Origin of the sequence: Polynucleobacter campilacus, assembly GCF_002206625.1 — a bacterium.
Classification (GTDB): Bacteria; Pseudomonadota; Gammaproteobacteria; order Burkholderiales; family Burkholderiaceae; genus Polynucleobacter; species Polynucleobacter campilacus.
The window spans coordinates 1-21,057 of record NZ_NGUP01000001.1 but is presented as its reverse complement, the minus strand read 5'-3'; the positions used below and the strand labels follow the sequence as shown (position 1 = coordinate 21,057).

Here is a 21,057-nt window from a genome sequence, read left to right as displayed (position 1 = left end):
TAACTAGGGCTTTATAGTTATGGATATATGATCATGCATAGATCGAATTGGGACTAAAAATATGTCACGATTAAATATTAAATAAGATAATTTATTAATATAATAAATTATCTTTCTAAAATAATTATTTAATTTACTATAATTATTGAGTGAATTTGAAATTCTCTCTATTGAAATATTATTATTATTGAAAGATGAATAAATTGAATTGATCGAGGGAACGAATATATGATCAGAATAGTCCAAATAATACCATCTATTCAAAGAAGGAAAAGCATAATCGACACAACCTGTCTCAATATAAACAGTGGAAAGGTTTGAATCACTGTTTAACTTAAAAATGTCAATGCTAAAGGGTAGATGCTCTAAAACATCAATCAATAAGATTGAAGCTTTCTGCATTGGCTTAAGATACTGCTTCCAAATTTCCTGGTTTATAAAAGTTTGAATGTCAATTTTAAGTTGAGGAATAGATTTAAAAAATGAATCTCGACTTGGCTCAACCTGTATTACCTGATAACCCATATCAGAAAGAATTTTAGAAATAATTCCTGGACCACTTCCAAGATCAAAAATAATGCTATTAATATCAATTGATTCAGTAATTCTAGATATGTTAGAAAGTCTCTTGCTAAATTCCTTCTGAATATAAATTTCACTATCTGAATATTTATAATCAGAAGTTTTTGAACAACTGCGGAAAACAGATAAGCAATTTTGACATTGATGCCAATTATTAATTAAATCCTTTTTAGTTAAATATCTAGAAAATAATGGTTGCAAGTTAACACTATTAAACTGAATAATAGGGGAATGACAGCCTTGGCATTCTAAAGGTAACATTTAATTATTTTCCAATAAATTAATAAAGAAATTTGAAGGGTAATTATAAAAAATACTTTTAGCCCTCAAAGCAATTTGAATTTTTAATTCACTATCCATTTCAACTAATTGCTTAATAATTTCATCGCTAATATTGTTAATTTCTGCTGGTAATATTTGAGGTAATAAATCACTAAAGTATGTAGATACATAATAATCAAAAGTAGTTGTAAGAACAGGAACTCCTGACATTAAACATTCCATTGTTACACCAGACTGATTATACGGCTGATCTCGGAGATTAAAAATAACTGAACAAGATTTAAGAAAATGATTTTTTTTAGCATCAGAAAATTTAAGTTGTGAAAGTATCTCTACATTTGATGGTAGTTTGTAATTAAATTTTTGATTGCTTAAAACTCCAATTGAATATGAAAGGAAATTAGAGCTTGATAGGCCCCTCTCTTTAGAAATAGTACCAAGGTATCCAATATCATATACTTTGCTACCATTTATAACACTAACAAAATCAACTATATTTGATTGTAAGGGGCAATACAAAGTAGTTTTACCGTATAGCGATTTATAATTTTTATTTGGAATAACAACTTCTTTACAAATCTTGATAAGAATATAATTTAAAGATAATAATATAATAGATTTAAACCAAGAGTTTCTAAAATTATAATATTTAAAATCTCCAGGCTCATGACAATAATAATATGTTTTAATATTTGCAATTTTAGATATAATTAAAATTATAATTGAAAAAAAACCGATCGAATAAATCATTACAACACATTTCTCTTTAAAAATATATTCCAATGAACTAAGAAAGAACTTTAAGCTTCCTGTGTTTGATATTTTATAAATAATTTTAACTGATTGCTTATTAGAAAAATATAACGATATTGATTTAATATGTGAATGAAGGCCTGGACTTTTACTTTCACAAAGTAACAATAATTTAAATTTCATTTTTTTATTTTAAACTTAAAAAATTTAGCGTACAAATTATTAAATACATATTTTGAGAATAGATAAAATTTAAGTGAAAAAATATTTACCTTTTCAATATGTAACCAATAATATAAATCAGAATCATTAAAACTATCAACACATTGTATCTCTTTTGATAGTTGCAAATGTTTTACGATTTTTAATGGGTAATAAAATGTTTTGTAACGAGCTTTATTCAACTTACCGGCTAAAATATCTTCCTCCCTTCCTAAAAAGGTAGCCTCATCAAACATTCCTACTTCTTCAAAAGTCTTATATTTAATAATGAAGAAAGCCCCCATGATCCTATAAAACTTTGTGAGTTTTTTTATATTATGAAGTTTATATTGCTTTATAAATCTATTTATATACCAATAAAAAGGGAATAAATATTGTAATGATTCAATATAAATATTGGCCTTATTATAAGGTCCTTGAATAAATCCATTAGTCATATTAATTTTTGGTTGCAAACAGTCGATGAAAATATTATTCAACATTAGACTAGATAAATCATGTAAAAGATAATTATCAGTTATTTCTATATCATCGTTAGATATAATAACGAAAAGAGGTTCACCCCAGACTTTTACGGCCTTCCTCACACCAAAATTATTTCCTTTTGCATATCCTAAATTTGAGCTAGCTACAATGTACATTAATGATTCATTCTTTTGAATTCTCTTCTCTAAAAAAAAGGAGTCTTCTTGCGATACTGATGTGTCAATTACTATAATTTTTAGTTCACAATTTCTTTGATATTGTAGCGATTCAATTAATTTGAGTACATCATTTGGCCTTTTGTATGTAACTACTACAATTAGTAAATAACTATTATGCATTTGTTCTATTTCTTAAAAGATATAAATATAGATAATAGAAGATCTATAAAAAGTCTTATCGTTAAACTAATTGCAGCGCCAACTAGACCCTTTTCTTCAATCATACAAATTAAAAATGGAATGTAAACTATTGCTTCTACTATTTGAACTTTAGACCATAATGTAATTTTATTTGTTGCATATATATAGCTGCATGGTAGCTGAGCAACACAGTTGAAAAAAAATCCTACTATTAATATATAAATAACTTGTATACTCTTCTCATCCCGGCTTTCATTAAAAAGATATATATTTATATGATCACTTATTATTAATAATATGGAAAATAAAACACAACACGTCAATAAGTATAAATAAAAAGTTTTTTTGTAAAAGAGAATTCCATTTTTGTGATTATCACTATTAATAGCAGAATAGTATGGAAATAAGATATTTGTTATTGATCCAAGTCCGCCAAATACCCTTGATATAAATTCTGAAGCCGCAGAAAATGTTCCAACACTTATAGGTCCACTTAGCAATCCTAGAAGAACTCTGTCAGCAGATATTAAAAAAGGAGATGATATTCCATTAATAGTCATAGCTTTGTAGTTAATAGTAAGATCTTTAATTATTTTTACTGAAAATGATAACTCATTTTTTATTTTTTCATTTGCGATTAAAATAAAGCTAATCATAATAGAAATGAATTTAAAAAAACCAATAGAAATTATTATGTGCTTTATATCTAAGAAACCACAATGTATTGCCACTATAGGACCGATAAACATTGACGAAGTATTAATAACTTGAACCATAGTTGCTTTTGCGAACTCAAATTTTGATTCGAAATAATTTTTTGAAAATTGTGAAATTAAAATGATAGGAGATATTAATAATATTTCAATATAAATATGAAAATTTACGCTATTTGTCCCATGTGATAATAAATTAGATATTGTTTCTATAATTAAAAATATTAATATAAATATAAACCCTAATATTAGTAAAGTATATATACTATTAATAAACAATTTATTTGTTAATTTATTATTATCTTTACTTCTATATGACAAGTTTACAAATGTTTTACATATTCCAAAATCGAATAAAACAATAAATCCTGCTACTGCTAAATTTATCGACAATATACCAAATTCATATAAACCTAAACTTCTTATTATTATAGGAATAGAAATTATAGATATTAATAGTGGTATTGACAGGCCAACAGCACTAATGATGTAACTTCTTAATATCCCCTCAAAAATAGTAATTTTTTTATTCAATTTAGAATTTATCTGGCTCATTTGAACTTGAGCATAATAGTAAAAAAATAGCCATTATGCTTGGTACAAAAAAAATGTAGTCAAAAAACAAGCTGATTGAAATATATAGAGTTGCCCATCTGCATATATTTTTACATTGAAATTGGGTTCTTATGGTTTGAATTATTGCTAGAAATATTGGTAACGCTAAAACCCCATTTTTTAATAACAATTGCAAAAAGCCACTATGAGTATGGGATGGAAATCCTCTTTGCTGAAGACCCTCTTGAACTGCCCAGTCACTCCCCAAAGGCCATGGAAAATTTACCTGCACCAAATCAATCCCAGATAAAATTGCAATTAACCGGCCATTTAAGGCGCTTACATAGCTGAATTGTTGATTTATCTCCTTTTCATATGGGCTATATGAATCTAAAATTTGGCTTAATGATTCGTAAATATTTAAGAAACTATAATTATTATCATCAGCTCTCATCAAAAAAATTATTTCAATTGCACCAAAAAATAACGATAGCGCTATTAGCATTACTAGAATTTTTTTATATCCCTTGATTGAATTAATATACTGTATTATTAAAATTCCCATTAAAAGCAATAATGCTATCCTACTTGCCGTTACTATCATCATTAAAATACCCAATACTATAACTACACCTCTAAGAGGTCCCTTTAGATACGAAGTTGCCAATAAAATCATTACCCCCAAGGCATATGATGATGATGTTATTTCAAATCCTGGTATGTTGATTCTTTCGTTTTGAAATGTGCTAGTCCCCACCGCAACAAGTGCAACCAATCCCCCTATTAAAATACTAAATAAAATTCCAAGGTATCTATAATTATTTGGCAATAATATCCATACGTTGTAAATAATGACTGTCCTTATCAAAAAAATAAGACCATCTAAATACAAATTACTATTAATGATTAAAAATTTTGACGTTATAAATATAATTGAGATGAATGAAAGTAATACGAATTTTGTATATAATTTTCTGTTTATATTTTTTTCAATATTAAGAAGTATTAATACAATAACTAAGTATATACTTGCAAGTAAATCTATTAATGAATAAATTGGGTAAACAGTACCGAATTCACCTACAAAATCTGGTACTTTTAATGTTAATAATGAGATTTCTCCTAAGATCCTAGCGGGGAAGACTAGCAAGGACATCCCCAATAATAAATTAAAGGCATTGAATGCTTGCATGCTTATAATCTTGCCAATTTTCTTAGATTGTTAATTATTTTTTCGTAATACAAAAACTTTTTGATCCCCTTGTCCAATTCTATTGAGCTTAGAAGCTTTAATATTCCAATACACTCTATCTATGATTAATTTTAATTTAGAAATCCCTACAGAATTATTCCTTTTTTCAGAGCCTAGGAATTGAAAATAATTGGAGTCATCATAGATATGTTCAATGATAAAATTGCTTTCTTCACTAATTTTGGCGATCGCTTGTATTGAAAATATATTAATATGTCTTGGAGCATCTATTTGCACCCAATTTTCTTTATATTTTTTCCACGCAAATGACGGAAAAATTGGTATTCTAATTATGCATACTCCTTTTTCAACTAGAATTTTATTAGCATGTAATAAAGTTCCTTGGAAATCAGGTATATGCTCAAAAGAATGGTTAAATGTAATCACATCATAAATCTCATTTATGCTGTATAAATTATCCTTTTTAACAATTAATTTACCTGAAGCATCATATATATCTTTATCTATGAATGGGTCAACCCCAACGCAGTTATTAAAACCGAGTGAATTTAGCCTTTTAATAAAGGCACCTGAACCGCAACCTATATCAAGTATTCCTGCATTTTTGTCTGAAGTTATGCTTGCAAGAGCGATGATATCTGGTCCTTTTGCAAAATATTGGATAAAAAATCCTAAAATATTTTTACCAAACATTAAATAGCTATCACGTTGATGAATCAAAAAATTTTTGATTCTATTATCTGTTTTTTTGTATGAATAGTAATCATTTGGGTATGTGCTATTGTCTTCATTATTATTACTAATAATTTGTAATGTATTGCATGTCTTGCATAAAAAATAATCATAGAATTTCTCGGATTTAAACATCATTTCCTGTATTCTGAATACCTGATTATCTGCGTTCTTATTACATACTCTGCAAGAATTTTTCATATTTAATAGTTTGCTGATCCAATTATTTTTAAATTATTAATTTTTCTTTTGATAGAGCGCCCAAAATATTTTCCATTGCTTTAGTCCAAAAGTTGATTAATTTTAATTTTATACGGTTAAGACCATACACTTTCTTAAGTGAAAATATTATGGAACAAATCTTTTAACTAGAACTCTCAAAATATTTTATTTAATTAAATATTTTTTACTAATTTTTTCCTAAGCTACATAATTAATAAATTACCTGCGATCTCCATACCTTTATTGCATAAGGGTTGATTTTATTTATTTTTTCTACACAAGTTAGTAAGGCAAGTTAAATAGGTATGATCCCGAATCCAGCTAGACCCAAGTTCAATACTCATCCCCAAAAAGATGCTAGTGCATTTATATAATTAAGTATAATTTTAAGTTCCAAAATTCTTATTTATAAATTAACATCGCTTAGGTCCAGTCCCGAACAGCTTGCTTAGTTTTGATCACAGCCTAACATTACTGCCCTTTTGTGTATCCTTAATGCCTTCCCAAACTCTTTGGCCCAAGAGTACCAGCAACATTAAGAAAAACGCACCCGCCAAGCCACCTGCAGTCGTTTTGATCATGCCCTTTTTACTGCTGGTTGGCGCAGTATTGGCATCCAGGCTTTTGGTAAAGCGACTTTTTACAGAGAGGAGTTGAGTGCGCAATTGATCCAAGACTTCTTGCTGCTTGATGTCGTCTTTAGGCATTTTGGCGCGCATCTTTGTCTCAACTGCTAAGAGCTCATCGCCTAGGACAATTCCATCAAATGTTTTTTCAGTTAGAGGCATGGCTTCATCTAAGAATATTTTTAACTGTGTGATTTGCGCCAGGCGATCCTTATAGCGCTGCAAAGCTTCTTTCGACAGATTAATATCGTTATTGACTGCGATGATTTGAGTGGCTAGCGGTAAATACTTAGCCCCCGAATCTTTGGGATCAACCACTTGATTACTTACGTTGTTACCCCCCGGGAAGCGTTTATGCAAGTCTTCTAGTGCTTTGGCACGCTGCACTTGGTAACCCATCTCAATTTCGGTGGTGGTAATGCGCTTTTGCAAATCGGCTACGGTAGAGATGGTCTCGGTCTCGTAGCCATTAAGAATATTGCGCAGTTGCAGGTAGGCGCTGCCGGTGCGCAAGAACTTAGCGGCGGCGCGCACGTTCTCGATAGACTTCTCTTTGGAAGAGCCATCTGCCTTGATGGTTAGACTCAAGATGGTGGTTGAGGCTAAATCCAAGTCTTTACTAATGGCGGCTAGGTCTTTAGTGTCCGCTTTAGAGAGCGCGTAGCTTGGGATTACATTTTTTTGCCACCACTGTTCATTTTCCAAAGCCTTATAGAGTGAGCCTTGCCCCTCAGGTGCTTTGCCCTCATCTTCAATTTGCGCAGCTAAATTGGGCAGGCTCTTTTGGATGGCTTTCCAGGAAACGAGGTCAAGGGCGTAGCTATTATTATTATTATTATTATTATTATTATTTAGTAAAACATACTCGGCCTGGTAGCTACCTAAGAAAAACCAGCCCGATAAACCTAGAACTGCACCAACAATGGCGGCGATAGCCAGCTTTTTCCAGGACTCTTGTACAAAATTGACGATGTCTAATAGGGAGATTTCGGCTTCCCGCTGGGTTAAATCGTTATCGATTGGATATGACACATGCGTCCTTTATTGATTAAGCTAGCCTAAACGAATGATCTTTCTAGAATTGTCTGAAAGAGTTTTTTTAATTTTCGCCGTTAGCATTGATAATAGAAATTATATCGATATCTCGCACTAATTTAGGGAATTTAGCCCCCATCTAAGCCCTAGAAATACTTGAGACATTCTTGTTAATTTACTAGGCTACAAACTAAACGCCCTTGACTCTTACTCAAAACCCTCAAATAGAGTTATCGCCCTTCAAGATTGGGCTTTTGGGCTTCATCCCACTTACCCTGGGTTTTGGGGTCTACCCTCTCTTGATCCCAGCCCTAGTTATGGCGCTTTTTGGGATTTTTTGGATTGGACCGCGCTCTTTTGTCAAAAATCTTCAAAAAACTGTGCTTGCGCCAGGTTTTTTACTCTTTTTGACTCTTTTAGGCCTCTTTTTTGCCTGCTACAGAGGGTTTTATCTGCCCTACCATCCCGAAATACTCATCATGCCCTGGTCCTATTTTCGGGTTTTATTTGGTTTATGCCTGTTTACTTTGCTCTGGGTGGCCTTATTTGAAAAAGACGGTGACCTGATTGGTTTTATTTGGCTATTGTGTTTTGGTAGCTTACTGTTTTGTCTTGCCACTGTTGCTCTTGCTATGTGGCTGCAAAAACCCCCATTTTACGCATCCATCATTGACATCCGCTACCTACCCTTTGGCATTCAAAAATTTATCAATACCCCAGGTATTGCAAACTTGTTGTGCCTATTCCCCATGGCGTTTCTAGCCGCCCTTTTACTAAAACCTGATCAACGGCCGCGGTGGTTTTGGACGCTTGGTATTTTAGGATTTACGCTCTCATTGATTGCTGGTATTGCCCTTGGGCAGCGATCTTATTTTGTTGTGGTACTTTTTATTGCGCCTTTATTGGTAGCCATCTTTTTGCTATTGCTGCGGTCTTGGCGCGCCTTCATTGCTCTTTGCATATTACTGATGAGTTACCCCCTCTTGAGATGGCTAGATCAAGTAATGGGAATGCACTTTCTTCATAGGCCTCTAGATCAAACTCTTTTTAATGATGCTCGTTTTCAGATGCTTCAATATTGGTTTGAGCGTGTTATTGCTAATCCCTTTCAACGAATTGAGGTGGGACCTTCTCAGTACGCCCATCTAGAATGGTTTCATAATTTCTTTGCTGATATCCATAGACTTTCTGGTTTCTGGGCCCTGCTTGCTGCAGTAGTTCTGGTTACTTACATCTTTATAAGACTGCTCTATTTAATTAAGGTTGATCGCAGAGTGGGCCTATTCTTGATGGCAATCGCGATTCCTTGCTTTTTGATCATGAATACCTCAGTTGTGCCAGAAGCCGAAAGGCAACCATTCCTATTGTTACTAGCGATCGGGGCAATTTCTGAAGTCATCCTAGGGCGTCATAGAGGCTCATCTAAATCCCCACATAGCGATCCAGTAGCAAAACACGATATTGTGAACACCTAAATACTTGCTTGGGCCCTATTTAAATCGTGTCGCCATTTAATATTTGTGATAATTGGCTCTTATGAATACATCATCTGGTCAGTCAGGGCGGATTCGGCAATTTAGCGGTGAACTGTCCTCGCTCAATCGCATTCTAGATGCTGCGCTTATTTGGCTTAGTCTGAGAATTTTATGTCAGATTTATCCGATTGATCCCGCACAGGCAGATTTATATCAAAACCTTTCCGCTATTAGTGCTGCTCTATTTTTATTGGTAGCTGAGTTTCGTTCTGTTTATCGCTCTGCCAGATTAGAAGGCTACCTGCAAATCGCAGGAAAAATTATTGGCTCTTGGCTGATCGTTGCCTTTCTATTAATTGCTCTAGCGTTTTTAACAAAATCATCCAGTGTATTTTCTCGAGTCATTATTGCTAGCTGGCTAGTGATTGTTCCCGCCCTTTTGATCACGGAGCGCCTGGTAGTTTATCTGGGGCTTCGCATCATGCGGGCGCAAGGAGCGAATGCCAGAACTTACATCATTTTTGGCAGCATTGAAAATGGTCACTTGCTCCAGCAGAAAATTAATCAAACTCCTTGGACTGGACTGACCCATACGGGTACTACTGAGAATTACGATGCGCTAGTAGAGCGCATCAATGAAAAGCACATTGATTACGTATTCATTGCCAATGCAGAAAATAATACGGAGATCACCCGCAAGGTCATTGCAGGACTATCTGACTCTACTGCCTCGGTTTATATTGTTCCCCAGCTTTTTCTGTATAACGCCTTTGATGCGGGTTGGGTAACACTCGGCAATACTCCGATGATTACCGTCAATGATCACCCGTTCTATGGAAGTTATTGGCTCCTAAAGAAGCTAGAAGATTTAATACTGGGCAGTATCATTTTTCTCATCGCACTTCCCCTCATGTTGCTGATTGCCATCGCGGTGAAGTTTGGCTCTAAGGGCCCTGTTTTATTTAAACAACGTCGCTATGGTCTCAATGGAGAAGTGATCCAAGTGCTCAAATTTAGAACCATGAGAACCATGGATGATGGCTTAGTGGTGGTTCAGGCTTCCAAAGATGATCCACGCATCACACCATTAGGGCGCTTTTTGCGAAAAACCTCTTTAGATGAATTGCCTCAGTTCTGGAATGTATTGCAAGGAACCATGTCTATTGTTGGGCCACGGCCTCATGCAATTGCACACAATGAAGAGTATCGGCAACTCATTGAGGGCTATATGCTTAGGCATAAAGTCAAACCCGGTATTACAGGCTGGGCTCAGGTCAATGGCCTGAGAGGTGAAACTGATACCTTAGACAAGATGAAATCTAGAATTGATTACGACCTTTACTACATCAACCATTGGTCTATTTGGTTTGATCTCAAAATCATCTTTATGACCATCATCAACGGTTTTACTGGCAAGACAGTCTATTAAGCCTGAAAGTTGGATCTTTATCCCTTTGTGATCTTTTTGAGGCGCTCTAGTCCTGCGTGACCTAAAAAGAAAAGAGCTATGATCGTTTTTATCGCTTTATTGATATGCTCAGAGCGCTTGGTATTAATTAATCGCGGGTTTAAGAAGATCTTAAAGCCCACTTTTTTGATGCCTTGGCTTAATACGACATGCTCACAAATTTCTTTACCACCCTCAATTACCCCAGCATAGTGTGAGCAAATTAAAGCTTCTTTTTTATAGAGCCCCAGACCACCAAACCCTGCATCAATCTCTATCCAATCTGCATCTAAGGGTATGGTAATCATGCGAGCATATACCGCCTGGTAGTAGGCCTTAAAAGCACTGACCTGATTACTTAACATGGTGTGATATTGCTCAAAACAATCATTGGGTGACCATTGGGGATGGCGAATAGTCCATACATCATAGTAAGGTCCATCTTGATTGGCGGTGCACACATCCCAATCATCACGCTCCCAGCAACTATCGATTGAGGCTGGTGTTAGGTGGGTATTCATGCCATCAAAATCAGAAACTAGAACGTAATCAATATCACGATATTTTTCATCAGTACGTATAGCATCTAAATAGCTATTACGGCAATACGCAAGTCGATCCGTTCGGATTGGCCTCTGTCCGCGAAGACTGCCCTTAGTCAAATAATCGAAACGAGGAATGTCATTTTTTAATTGCTCCAAGACTTCTAAAGTCGCATCATTACTATCAGACTCAACCAGTAGGTAACTAATACTTTTAGCGCCCACTAAAGCATCCTCAATCTTCCTGACATCAGATTGCACTTGGTTTGCGCAGTTGCGAACGACCCCAACCACCAAAAAATTGCTCTCTGATTTTTGCTTATTAGCCAATTATTCTGCCTTGTTTAATGTCATCGCCTTGAGGTCTTTGCGCTCATATTTCATATTTACTTATGCTATTTTACTGTCCCAATCCTTAGAAGACTCGCTTATAGGATTGGACAGGTCTACTTTGCTAGTTTTAGGGCTGCGAGTCGAATTTATAAGGATAGTGAGCGTGTAAACTAAGAGCGCTCCCATTATTATCACTTTAGCCACGCATGCCCCTAATCCATCGACAACTCTCGCAAGTCATCGGCATCGATGTCGATGTGGGAAGCATTACGAGTCTTGGTGATCACATTGTGGGGATCGCCAAAAAAGCAGCAAAAAATGCCTATGTTTGCGTTGCTAATGCGCACATGCTCACCATTGCTAAGGCTGACCCTCATTTTAGTGAAGTGCTCAAAAATGCCTCTCTCGTTGTGCCCGATGGTATGCCCTTAGTTTGGACGCAAAAGAAGAAGGGGTTTGCTCATGCGCAGCGCGTTAGTGGACCAGATCTAATGCTGCACTTATGCAAACTTGCTGAAAAAGATAATCTGTCAGTATTTTTGCTGGGTGCAAGCCCAAGGACTCTCGAATTGTTGTCTGAAAATCTATTGCAGCGCTTTTCCAATTTAAAGATTGTTGGCACCCATTCACCAGCAGCGCTGCCAGAAAAACCCAAGCTTAATGAAGATTTGGTAGAGCGCATTAACCAATCTGGCGCTAGCATTCTCTTTGTTGGCTTAGGCTGTCCAAAGCAAGAGTATTGGTGCGCTAATCATGCTCCACAATTAAATGCTGTTGCCATCGGCGTGGGTGCTGCATTTGATTTTCATGCGGGCACTAAAAAACGGCCACCACTATGGGTTCAGCAATCAGGCTTGGAGTGGCTTTATCGCCTACTCTCTGAGCCCAGAAGACTTTGGAAGCGCTACTTCACAAGCAATACCGCCTTTATCTACTACTCATTTCTTGATCTTGTAAAACGCAAGTAAATTGATTCAATAAAGCGAATTAAGCAATGGGCTTATTTCTCTGAATATTGATTTCAGAATCAGAATAAGTCTTAGTGCCCAATCGAGCACGAATCAGCATCGCCGCAATGGGGGCAATGTAACTCTTGGTCAATATTCTGGTAAGTAGGCCAAATCTAAGCGGCTGATCACTAAGAACATGTAGTTTATTAAACGAATACAAGTTTAGATTCAGTATCTTTGCTATTTTCTCAAGAGCCTTTAGACTGAAAAATGAGATGTGCTGCCCCGATGAGAAAGAGTAGTAATCCCACTGCGATGAAGGTGGCTGATCTCCCGCAAATAGATCTGTACTCAAAATGATGGTTTTGCAATCATTACTTTTTAAGTGATTTGCAATAAATTGAACCGGATCTTCTACGTGCTCGAGCACTTCAAATGCACTAATCGCCAGAAATTTTTCTTGACTATCTGACTTTTCAAAGCCTACTGCATGTAAATTCTTGCAGTACGGATCACTCCAAAAATAGTTAAATCCAAAATCACGCATCAATCTCGTTAACATGCCATAACCACCTGCTATATCTAGGTAAGATGCTCTTGGCTTTAAATTCAAAAATAGATAAGCCGCAAGCTTAGAGGCTAAGAGCAAATTTCTTTGCACTAAACCAGTATCGTTACTGGCTATAGCATCTCCATATGCCTCCTCAAGCCAATAGGGCTTTTCGGTTTGGAGAAACCCACAAGGTTTGCAGAAGAAATATTGCACTGGATACTTATACAAAATTGTCTCTTTAAAAGCTGGGCTCATTGCAGAATGACAAATTGGGCAATCTTTCATAGCCGAATTCCTAAGCGTGCTTGCAACTTTCCAAAAATACGGCGCCAAAGTGATCTGGCAAACATATGCTTAGACGTATAGTGATCAGCGTCGATATTTTGAGTCACTTGGCTTGGATGGTGTAATGGAAAATTGATTGGTTTGGTTGCCATATTGGCATAGATACTTTCTGCTGTCGTATGGGTAGCTTGATGCCCAAAGCCAATATTACTGATTAAATTACTATTAGGCATCACTGCCAGCATATTATGAAACCAGCAAGCAAATATCCACTGATAGTCCCAGGTATCTTGCTGCCCAGAATAGACTCGATTAAATGTCTTTTGCCAATATGTCGTTTCGGTCTCCGAAAAACCTAATGATCCCAGCCAATCTTTGGCTTTTAACTTTGGCCACTGAGCAAGATCTGCATCATATTGTTTCCAAGCCCTCGCCCAAGATGCCCAGCCCCAGATATGGCAGAACTGACTAAAGTAGTAATCCCCATCTCCGCGCTTGATCCCTTTTTGAAAATTATCGCCAGAAATCATGCCTACCCGTTCATCATTGCGATATCTCTCCAGCAATTCATCGCAATACGGGAAAAAATCAGGATGCGGTAAGCAATCATCTTCCAGAATAATTCCTTCTGGTTCTTTCGAGAAAAACCAATCAATTGCGCTTGATACAGCAATTTTGCAACCTAAGTTATCTTGTCGAATTAACTTACTAACTTCACAGGGCCAATCTACTTGAGAAACAATTTCTTGAACAAGTGCACAACGCTCAACTTCGCCTACTTTATTTTTACGCGGGCCATCTGCTGCGATATATAACTTAGGTGGTCTTGCCTGGCGGATAGCATCAAATACCCGCTGCGTTACATCTGGCCGATTAAAGACTAAGAAAAGAATAGGGCTAAGCATATCAATTACTCAGTTACTCTTGGATGAAAACCCATTTGTATTACAAATAGATTTCTTGCAAAAATACTATTTATTAAAAAACATGAGCTTAGCTGAGCTATTACGGCGGCAACCGCTGCTCCCTCAATCCCCCACAATGGAATAAACATAAGATTAGTAATGATCGATACTACTGCTCCAGTGACAGTTTGGATAGGAGACAAGTAAGACTTACGCTCATTCAGCAACCACAGCCCCTGCCCAACACCCATAAAGACGGGAATACAAGTCAGAACATAGATATTGAGCACAGGAATTGCTTCTATATAAGCCTGCCCATACATTAATTGAACAACCAAGCCCGAGAGAAGCCAGGTCACTGCGATGACCAGCAAGCAAAGCACCCAAAACAAGCGAAACATATTAACCATTGCTGCATTAAAGATCACGATACCTTCGGATCTTTTTCTGGCGAACATAGGGGCAATGCTGGCGCAAATAGCGACTGGGATCATATTCCACAAACTCGAAATAGGAATAATCGCAGCAAAAATTCCCAGCTCACGTTCGCCCAGCATGCTCTTTATCATGATCTGATCAATACGCATGTACAGCATGATCGATAAACCAGAAATCAAATAAGGCCAAGACTCTTGTAAGAGCTTTTTTGCTTCCGGGTAATGCTTTTGCCACATTCCATTACAAGGAAATCGCTTATATGAAAAATGGAGGGCAATTGCAGTCAAGGCTCCTTCTAGTGCGATCACGATTGCAAAGGCCATCAATGGGGCCTCAAACAAGATTAGCGCTACCCGAATTGCATTAGAAATAAGATAGGCCGATACCTTAGCTAATACCGTTCTTTTGCTTTGGCTATTACCCTGGAACCACAGATCAACAGTATCGGCTACCTGGAAAATCATACCAGCTCCTACTAGCGCAATAATCCAAATACCTTGATCCGCAAAACTATTGGTAAACCCATAGATGAGTAGCGCTACAGCCCAAGATGCTGTCCCGATCAATAATCGCAACTGAAAGGTGGTGCCCAAGATAATATTGGCTCGACGGGGATGATTGGCAATTTCTCGAACAACAATCCCATCTAAGCCAAGATTAGTAACCGATTGAAAAATACCGATAAACGCAATGCAATAGGCAAGTTCACCAAATTGCGAAGGGCCTAAGTAACGGGCTACCCAAGCGCCAACTAGAACACCCAGCAGTGCCCGCAATATTTTGTCAAAAAATATCCAGCCACTATTATGAATAGCAGCATGCAAACCCTCTTTTCCCTCTAACAAGTTTCGAATACCTGCCGGGAGAAACCTTAACCACAGGGGGTTACTTGAGGATCGCATTATTTAGCTGATAACTCTGAGTGAGTAAAGCTTGTGATCTTCTGAGCAACCTGCATCCCAGCCATTAATGCAAAGAAATAAAACAGCATCTCGAGGTTATGCCCATTGCTAAGCTCCCCCACTAAAAATAAGCCAAACAGAATAATTGATAGCGTAATCAAGGTGTATTTAAAGGGGGATTGTTGTCTAATTGCGCGATACGCAATACTCGCATTGGCTAACCACATCAAGCAAATGAACGGGATTCCAAATGCTAGGGTTAAATCTACCCAACCACTATGGGTAGAGATTGGTGTTACTCCAGGGAATAATTCTTTAGCAGCTAGGCCTAACGGCAAAATCAGAATACCAACACCATAAGGATGATTGGGAATCGATTTAATTCCAGCGGTAGCCCATGCTACGCGCTCATAAGTATTGTAAGCAACAACATTGCCGCTCTCATTCTTAGGAAATCCATATAAATCTACGTTCTGCCAGTTGGGATACTTCTCGACCTGATAGCCAATCTTCACATCTTCAATGATTTGCAGCCAACCAGAATCCCGCTGGATTTGCTGGTAAGCAAATATACCCGTGAGCACTAAGGCTAGAGCCAGCATGTAGATATAACGTCGAGCTGCAGCGGACCTTAAAATAGAGAGCCCTTGGCGATGTATAAATAAATACACCAATCCATATAGTGACCAGGCAATCACTGGCAAAGACCCTAATAAGATACCAGAGCGTGTGTTCACAATAAAGGCAAAGGCATACATCGCCGTTAATAAACATATAAGCCAAAAAATACAGGCAATACGTAACCAACTTTTTTGACCGGCATTCACTGCATCTAGCAATAAGCCCGTAGAGCCAGCAATCAGCAGCACACCCAAGTACATTGGATTGATTTTTCCAATAAAAAGGTAGCGCCTAAAGTCGGTGTGATCGAGAGGAACAATTAATTTTCCTGATTGCAAGGCTAGCGGCAGATATTGTGCGAATAAAACAAAAAAGCCCAGCAAGATTGCGAGCCAAAACAGGGTAATTGCACGCGGTTGCTTCATCAGCGCAATACCAGTGGCTAATCCGAGAATGCTAGCTAAAGCAGATCTGAGCCAAATTGACTTTAACTCACGCAACTGTACTTCAGGATTGAGGGAAAAAAAATAGTAGTGAAACAGCACCCAGATAAGGGCAATCACGATGCAGACAAAAGGCAAGCCAGTGAGGCCAATAGCCCGAATACTATTAATTTGAAAATATTGATACAAAAAGACAAGGGAGATCAGCGTACCCAACACTAACAATATATTTCGCAGAGCGATCGTATCTTTTACAGCCCATATTCCCAAGAGCACGCTACTAATCAAAATTAACACTAAGCCTAAGCAACTTATCCAGCGAGTATTTAAATTGGGGAGCGTTGTATTGGAAATAGCCTGCATAGCGTAGCTCTAGATTGACCTAGGGAAGTCGACATCACTATTACAGATAAGCAATAAATATATTTTCACTAAATTTATGCTCATGAGTGTGCAAGCTTAACTGCGAACGCCTTCTTGCAAAAACTCTTCATAGGCAACTTTGAGTCCTTGCTGTAATTGCACCTTAGGGCCCCAACCCAAATGATTTAGCCGGCCTGAGTCCATCCACTTGCGAGGAGCACCATCTGGCTTTGAAGTATCAAAACTAATCTTGCCTTCATAACCCGTCGCCTTTGCAACAGAAGCTGCCAATTCCGCAATTGTCACATCCGAACCGAAGCCCACATTGATGTGGCTTTGCATTGGCTCGGTTTGCGCATCATAAGCAGTCTTATCGAGTTGCATCACGAATATCGATGCAGCAGCCATATCGTCAACGTATAAAAATTCACGCTTAGGCGTGCCGGTACCCCAAATGACAACTTCAGGCGCATTGGAAACCTTTGCCTCATGAAATCTTCTAATCAATGCTGGGATCACATGACTATTCTCTGGGTGGTAATTATCACCAGGGCCATATAAATTGGTTGGCATGACTGAGCGGTAATCCACACCATGAGATTGACCGTACTGACGGTTATAGCTCTCACACATTTTTATGCCTGCAATTTTGGCAATTGCATAAGGCTCATTGGTTGGCTCTAGCTTACCGGTTAAGAGCGCATCTTCACTCATAGGCTGCGGAGCCTGTCTGGGATAGATACAGCTTGACCCAAGAAATAGGAGTTTTTTAACGCCATTTAAAAAAGCCTGATGGATCACATTGTTCTGCACCATCAAGTTGTCATAGATAAATTCTGCTGGAAAGGTATTGTTGGCATAAATGCCGCCGACCTTTGCTGCAGCTAAATAGACTTGATCTGGCTTCTCTTGCTCAAAAAATGCTTTGACTGCTGCTTGATCTGTTAAATCCATCTGAGCATGTGTACGAGTAACAGTATTCGTATAGCCTTTTGCCTGCAGGTTACGCACAATGGCAGAACCCACCATACCGCGGTGGCCTGCAACATAAATCTTTTGGTTCAAATCTGAAGGCATTAAATCGTGCTTTTTAGTTTTCTTTAATTTTCTTTACCAACCGCTACTGAGAAGCCATGCTTTTGCAAAAGGGCATGTTGCTTAGCTTGATCTAAGTCATTGGCCACCATCTCAACAATCATTTGATCGAGCGTGATTTCTGGAACCCAACCGAGCTTTGTTTTTGCTTTAGCAGGATCGCCTAGCAGCGTTTCCACTTCAGTAGGACGATAGTAACGCGGATCGATTTGCACCACTACATCGCCTACTTTTAGTGCTGGGGCTTTGTCGCCATCAATGCTTGCTACGATCGCCTTTTCATTCTCAGCAGATCCCTCAAACTTCAAGGTAATACCTAATTGCTTAGCGCTGCGGATAATAAATTCACGCACGGTGAACTGCACACCAGTAGCAATCACAAAATCTTCTGGCGTATCTTGCTGGAGCATGAGCCACTGCATGCGCACATAGTCTTTAGCATGACCCCAGTCACGCAGGGCATCGATATTGCCCATATACAGACACTTCTCTAGGCCTTGAGCAATATTGGCAAGACCGCGAGTCACTTTGCGGGTAACAAAGGTTTCGCCACGGCGCTTGGACTCATGATTGAACAAAATGCCGTTGCAAGCATAAATGCCATAAGCTTCACGGTAGTTCACAGTAATCCAGTAGGCATACATCTTGGCAACTGCATACGGACTACGTGGATAAAACGGAGTAGTTTCTTTTTGTGGAATCTCTTGCACTAAACCGTAGAGCTCAGAAGTAGAGGCTTGGTAGAAACGGGTTTTCTTCTCCAGACCCAAAATGCGAATGGCCTCAAGCATTCTGAGTGGACCCATGGCATCCACATCGGCGGTGTATTCAGGGGACTCAAAAGAAACTGCCACATGACTTTGCGCGCCCAGGTTGTAAATCTCGTCAGGCTGGCACTGCTTGATGATGCGAACCAGATTACTGGTATCAGTTAAATCACCGTAGTGAAGGATTAAGTCTGGGTGATTGATATGCGGATCTTGGTAGATATGATCAATACGCTCAGTATTAAAGGAAGATGCGCGGCGCTTAATACCATGCACGATGTAGCCTTTTTCCAAAAGGAACTCAGCAAGGTAAGAACCGTCTTGGCCGGTGATGCCGGTGATTAACGCGACTTTTTGTGTATTGGTTTTATTGCTTGTCATATATTTAACTCTTTATATTTTTATAAATTAACTTCTACCGTAAGTATCTTCAAAACGTACGATGTCGTCTTCACCCAAATAACTGCCTGATTGCACTTCAATAATCTCTAAAGGGGTTTTTCCCGGATTTGCAAGGCGATGTGTCTGACCCTGCGGAATGTAGGTACTTTGATTCTCGGTGAGCAGCAATACTTGATCGCCATTGGTAATCTCTGCAGTACCCTTGACCACAATCCAGTGCTCAGCACGATGGTGATGCATTTGTAAAGACAAGCTAGCACCTGGCTTAACCTGAATACGCTTTACCTTAAAACGCTCACCCTCATCGACGCTGTCGTACCAACCCCAAGGGCGGGATACCTTGCGGTGAAGGTTTTTCTCTTCGCGCTTTTGTGTCTCTAATTGACTTACGATATTTTTCACATCTTGGCTATTTTTACGATCCGCTACCAAAACCGCATCAGCCGTCTCAACAATGATGAGATTCTCAACGCCCACCGCACTCACCAAGCGACTGCTAGCGTGCACTAATGAGTTTTTAGAGTTAGTTAGTAAGGTATCGCCACTAGTCACATTTCCAGCGTGATCTTGCTTGCCTACTTGCCACACTGCATCCCATGCGCCTAAGTCATTCCAGCCGGCGTCTAACTCAACCATCTTGATGGGGTATTGGGAGCCAGGGCACTTTTCAATGACTGCATAGTCAACTGACTCACTGGGAATAGCATTAAATAGTTCTTTTGCCGGACGAATAAAATCAGCATCACCAGAGGTGTCCGTTGTTTTTGCTTGCCAGGCTTTTTCAGTGGCTGCCAAAATATCGGGGCGATATTCTTTTAAGGCAGACAACCAAACGCTGGCTTTGAGTACGAACATACCGCCATTCCAAAAGTATCCACCTTCAGCTAAGTATTGCTTAGCAGTTGCCTCATTTGGTTTTTCTACAAAGCGCTCCACTGTAAAACCCTGATGAGCAACTTGACCTTGCACCTTGATATAGCCATAACCTGTTTCTGGAGCTGTAGGTGTAATACCTAAAATGGCGATAGCACCTTCTTGTGCAATTTGGATACTGTTTTGAAGTGCCTTGGTAAAGGCAGCAGGATTGGTAACCGTTTGATCGGCCGGCGTTACCACCAAAATTGGATCGCTATTGTTATCTGCGCCCAATTGCTGTGCATAAAGCGCGGCCAGGGTTAGTGCAGGTGCGGTATTTCTGCCAGACGGCTCCAGTAATAAAGTGGCATCCATCTTTTTGGAGCCACTCCTTAGTTCTCGCAATTGATCAAGTGCTAAAAAGCGATGCTCTTCGTTAGTCACAATGAGTGTTTTACCCAAGCCAATCTCTTGATTAGCTACTGTATGAATTCGACTAATCGCCTGCTGAAAGAGGCTTTGGTTTGAGCCGTCACCTGAGAGCACCAAAAACTGCTTGGGAAATCCAGATCGGGAAAGCGGCCAGAGACGAGTTCCAGACCCCCCACACAGAATTACGGGTAAAACTTGCGTCATAGACAAATAGCTAACCTTTTGAATGTATTGTGCAATTTTACGGTTTTATATCAATTAACCCTAGATTTTATCGCTTTATATGCGTCCGAATACTTACAAAATGGCTTTTAGTAGCAAAAGCGCAATAAAGCGCTGATTTTTCCCAAAATAGTCCAATCCCTGATAAAGAGAATGCGGACAAATATCAGAGTTACAGCATTTTGGAGTGTATCGTTTTGATCACCGCTAGTTTGGGTATGCCCAATAAAAAAGCCACTCAATTTCT

The 21,057-nt window shown here is 38.2% G+C and carries 18 protein-coding genes; 3 read left to right on the top strand and 15 right to left on the bottom strand.

Annotated elements, in window-relative coordinates:
* Positions 1 to 3 precede the first annotated feature (3 nt).
* The 7 genes from CBI31_RS00090 to CBI31_RS00060 form a co-directional block, all read right to left on the bottom strand.
* Positions 4 to 843, bottom strand: coding sequence for a class I SAM-dependent methyltransferase (locus CBI31_RS00090; RefSeq protein ID WP_088524405.1), 840 nt, complete (start codon positions 841 to 843; stop codon positions 4 to 6).
* Positions 844 to 1,800 (bottom strand): hypothetical protein, encoded by a 957-nt coding sequence (locus CBI31_RS00085; protein WP_133062473.1) that lies wholly within the window; start codon positions 1,798 to 1,800, stop codon positions 844 to 846.
* Positions 1,797 to 2,663, bottom strand: coding sequence for a glycosyltransferase (locus tag CBI31_RS00080; RefSeq protein WP_088524403.1), 867 nt, complete (start codon positions 2,661 to 2,663; stop codon positions 1,797 to 1,799). Before CBI31_RS00080 ends, CBI31_RS00085 begins: the two co-directional genes overlap by 4 nt.
* 5 nt (positions 2,664 to 2,668) lie before the next feature.
* Entirely contained in the window at positions 2,669 to 3,931 is a 1,263-nt protein-coding gene (locus tag CBI31_RS00075; protein ID WP_161491166.1) for an oligosaccharide flippase family protein, read from the bottom strand.
* Between the two features lies 1 nt (position 3,932).
* Positions 3,933 to 5,144, bottom strand: a complete 1,212-nt coding sequence (locus tag CBI31_RS00070) for an O-antigen ligase family protein (RefSeq protein ID WP_088524401.1) — start codon at positions 5,142 to 5,144, stop codon at positions 3,933 to 3,935.
* Between the two features lie 30 nt (positions 5,145 to 5,174).
* Positions 5,175 to 6,035, bottom strand: a complete 861-nt coding sequence (locus CBI31_RS00065) for a class I SAM-dependent methyltransferase (RefSeq protein ID WP_161491165.1) — start codon at positions 6,033 to 6,035, stop codon at positions 5,175 to 5,177.
* 542 nt (positions 6,036 to 6,577) lie between these two features.
* Positions 6,578 to 7,777, bottom strand: a complete 1,200-nt coding sequence (locus CBI31_RS00060) for a hypothetical protein (protein ID WP_088524399.1) — start codon at positions 7,775 to 7,777, stop codon at positions 6,578 to 6,580.
* A gap of 482 nt (positions 7,778 to 8,259) precedes the next feature.
* On the opposite strand from CBI31_RS00060, the gene CBI31_RS00055 reads away from it, so the two are divergent.
* Together CBI31_RS00055 and CBI31_RS00050 are read left to right on the top strand one after the other, a co-directional pair.
* Positions 8,260 to 9,255 carry a hypothetical protein gene (locus CBI31_RS00055; protein WP_133062472.1) on the top strand — a complete coding sequence of 332 codons (996 nt, stop codon included), beginning with the start codon at positions 8,260 to 8,262 and terminating at the stop codon, positions 9,253 to 9,255.
* Positions 9,256 to 9,316: 61 nt separating this feature from the next.
* Positions 9,317 to 10,684, top strand: a complete 1,368-nt coding sequence (locus tag CBI31_RS00050) for an undecaprenyl-phosphate glucose phosphotransferase (RefSeq protein WP_088524397.1) — start codon at positions 9,317 to 9,319, stop codon at positions 10,682 to 10,684.
* 17 nt (positions 10,685 to 10,701) lie between these two features.
* Here the strand turns inward: CBI31_RS00050 and CBI31_RS00045 are convergent, their stop codons facing one another.
* Positions 10,702 to 11,574 (bottom strand): hypothetical protein, encoded by an 873-nt coding sequence (locus CBI31_RS00045; protein ID WP_088524396.1) that lies wholly within the window; start codon positions 11,572 to 11,574, stop codon positions 10,702 to 10,704.
* A 209-nt stretch (positions 11,575 to 11,783) separates the two neighbouring features.
* Here CBI31_RS00045 and CBI31_RS00040 point away from each other — a divergent pair, with 209 nt between their 5' ends.
* Positions 11,784 to 12,545 carry a WecB/TagA/CpsF family glycosyltransferase gene (locus CBI31_RS00040; RefSeq protein WP_088524395.1) on the top strand — a complete coding sequence of 254 codons (762 nt, stop codon included), beginning with the start codon at positions 11,784 to 11,786 and terminating at the stop codon, positions 12,543 to 12,545.
* Between the two features lie 19 nt (positions 12,546 to 12,564).
* Here CBI31_RS00040 and CBI31_RS00035 read toward each other — a convergent pair whose 3' ends face one another.
* The 7 genes from CBI31_RS00035 to CBI31_RS00005 form a co-directional block, all read right to left on the bottom strand.
* Positions 12,565 to 13,365, bottom strand: coding sequence for a class I SAM-dependent methyltransferase (locus tag CBI31_RS00035; protein ID WP_088524394.1), 801 nt, complete (start codon positions 13,363 to 13,365; stop codon positions 12,565 to 12,567).
* Positions 13,362 to 14,270, bottom strand: a complete 909-nt coding sequence (locus CBI31_RS00030; RefSeq protein ID WP_088524393.1) for a glycosyltransferase family protein — start codon at positions 14,268 to 14,270, stop codon at positions 13,362 to 13,364. Before CBI31_RS00030 ends, CBI31_RS00035 begins: the two co-directional genes overlap by 4 nt.
* 5 nt (positions 14,271 to 14,275) lie before the next feature.
* A complete protein-coding gene (locus tag CBI31_RS00025) occupies positions 14,276 to 15,553 on the bottom strand; it encodes a flippase (protein ID WP_161491164.1) in 1,278 nt (425 codons plus the stop codon).
* Between the two features lie 56 nt (positions 15,554 to 15,609).
* Complete coding sequence (locus tag CBI31_RS00020) at positions 15,610 to 17,037, bottom strand: hypothetical protein (protein WP_088524391.1); 1,428 nt, start codon at positions 17,035 to 17,037, stop codon at positions 15,610 to 15,612.
* A gap of 96 nt (positions 17,038 to 17,133) precedes the next feature.
* Positions 17,134 to 18,114: a GDP-L-fucose synthase gene (gene fcl / locus CBI31_RS00015; RefSeq protein WP_088524390.1), complete on the bottom strand. Its 981-nt coding sequence runs from the start codon at positions 18,112 to 18,114 to the stop codon at positions 17,134 to 17,136.
* 23 nt (positions 18,115 to 18,137) lie between these two features.
* A complete protein-coding gene (gene gmd / locus CBI31_RS00010; protein WP_088524389.1) occupies positions 18,138 to 19,280 on the bottom strand; it encodes a GDP-mannose 4,6-dehydratase in 1,143 nt (380 codons plus the stop codon).
* Positions 19,281 to 19,307: 27 nt separating this feature from the next.
* The gene (locus tag CBI31_RS00005) at positions 19,308 to 20,792 is read right to left on the bottom strand and encodes a mannose-1-phosphate guanylyltransferase/mannose-6-phosphate isomerase (RefSeq protein WP_088524388.1); all 1,485 of its coding nucleotides are present in this window, start codon (positions 20,790 to 20,792) and stop codon (positions 19,308 to 19,310) included.
* Positions 20,793 to 21,057: the final 265 nt, after the last annotated feature.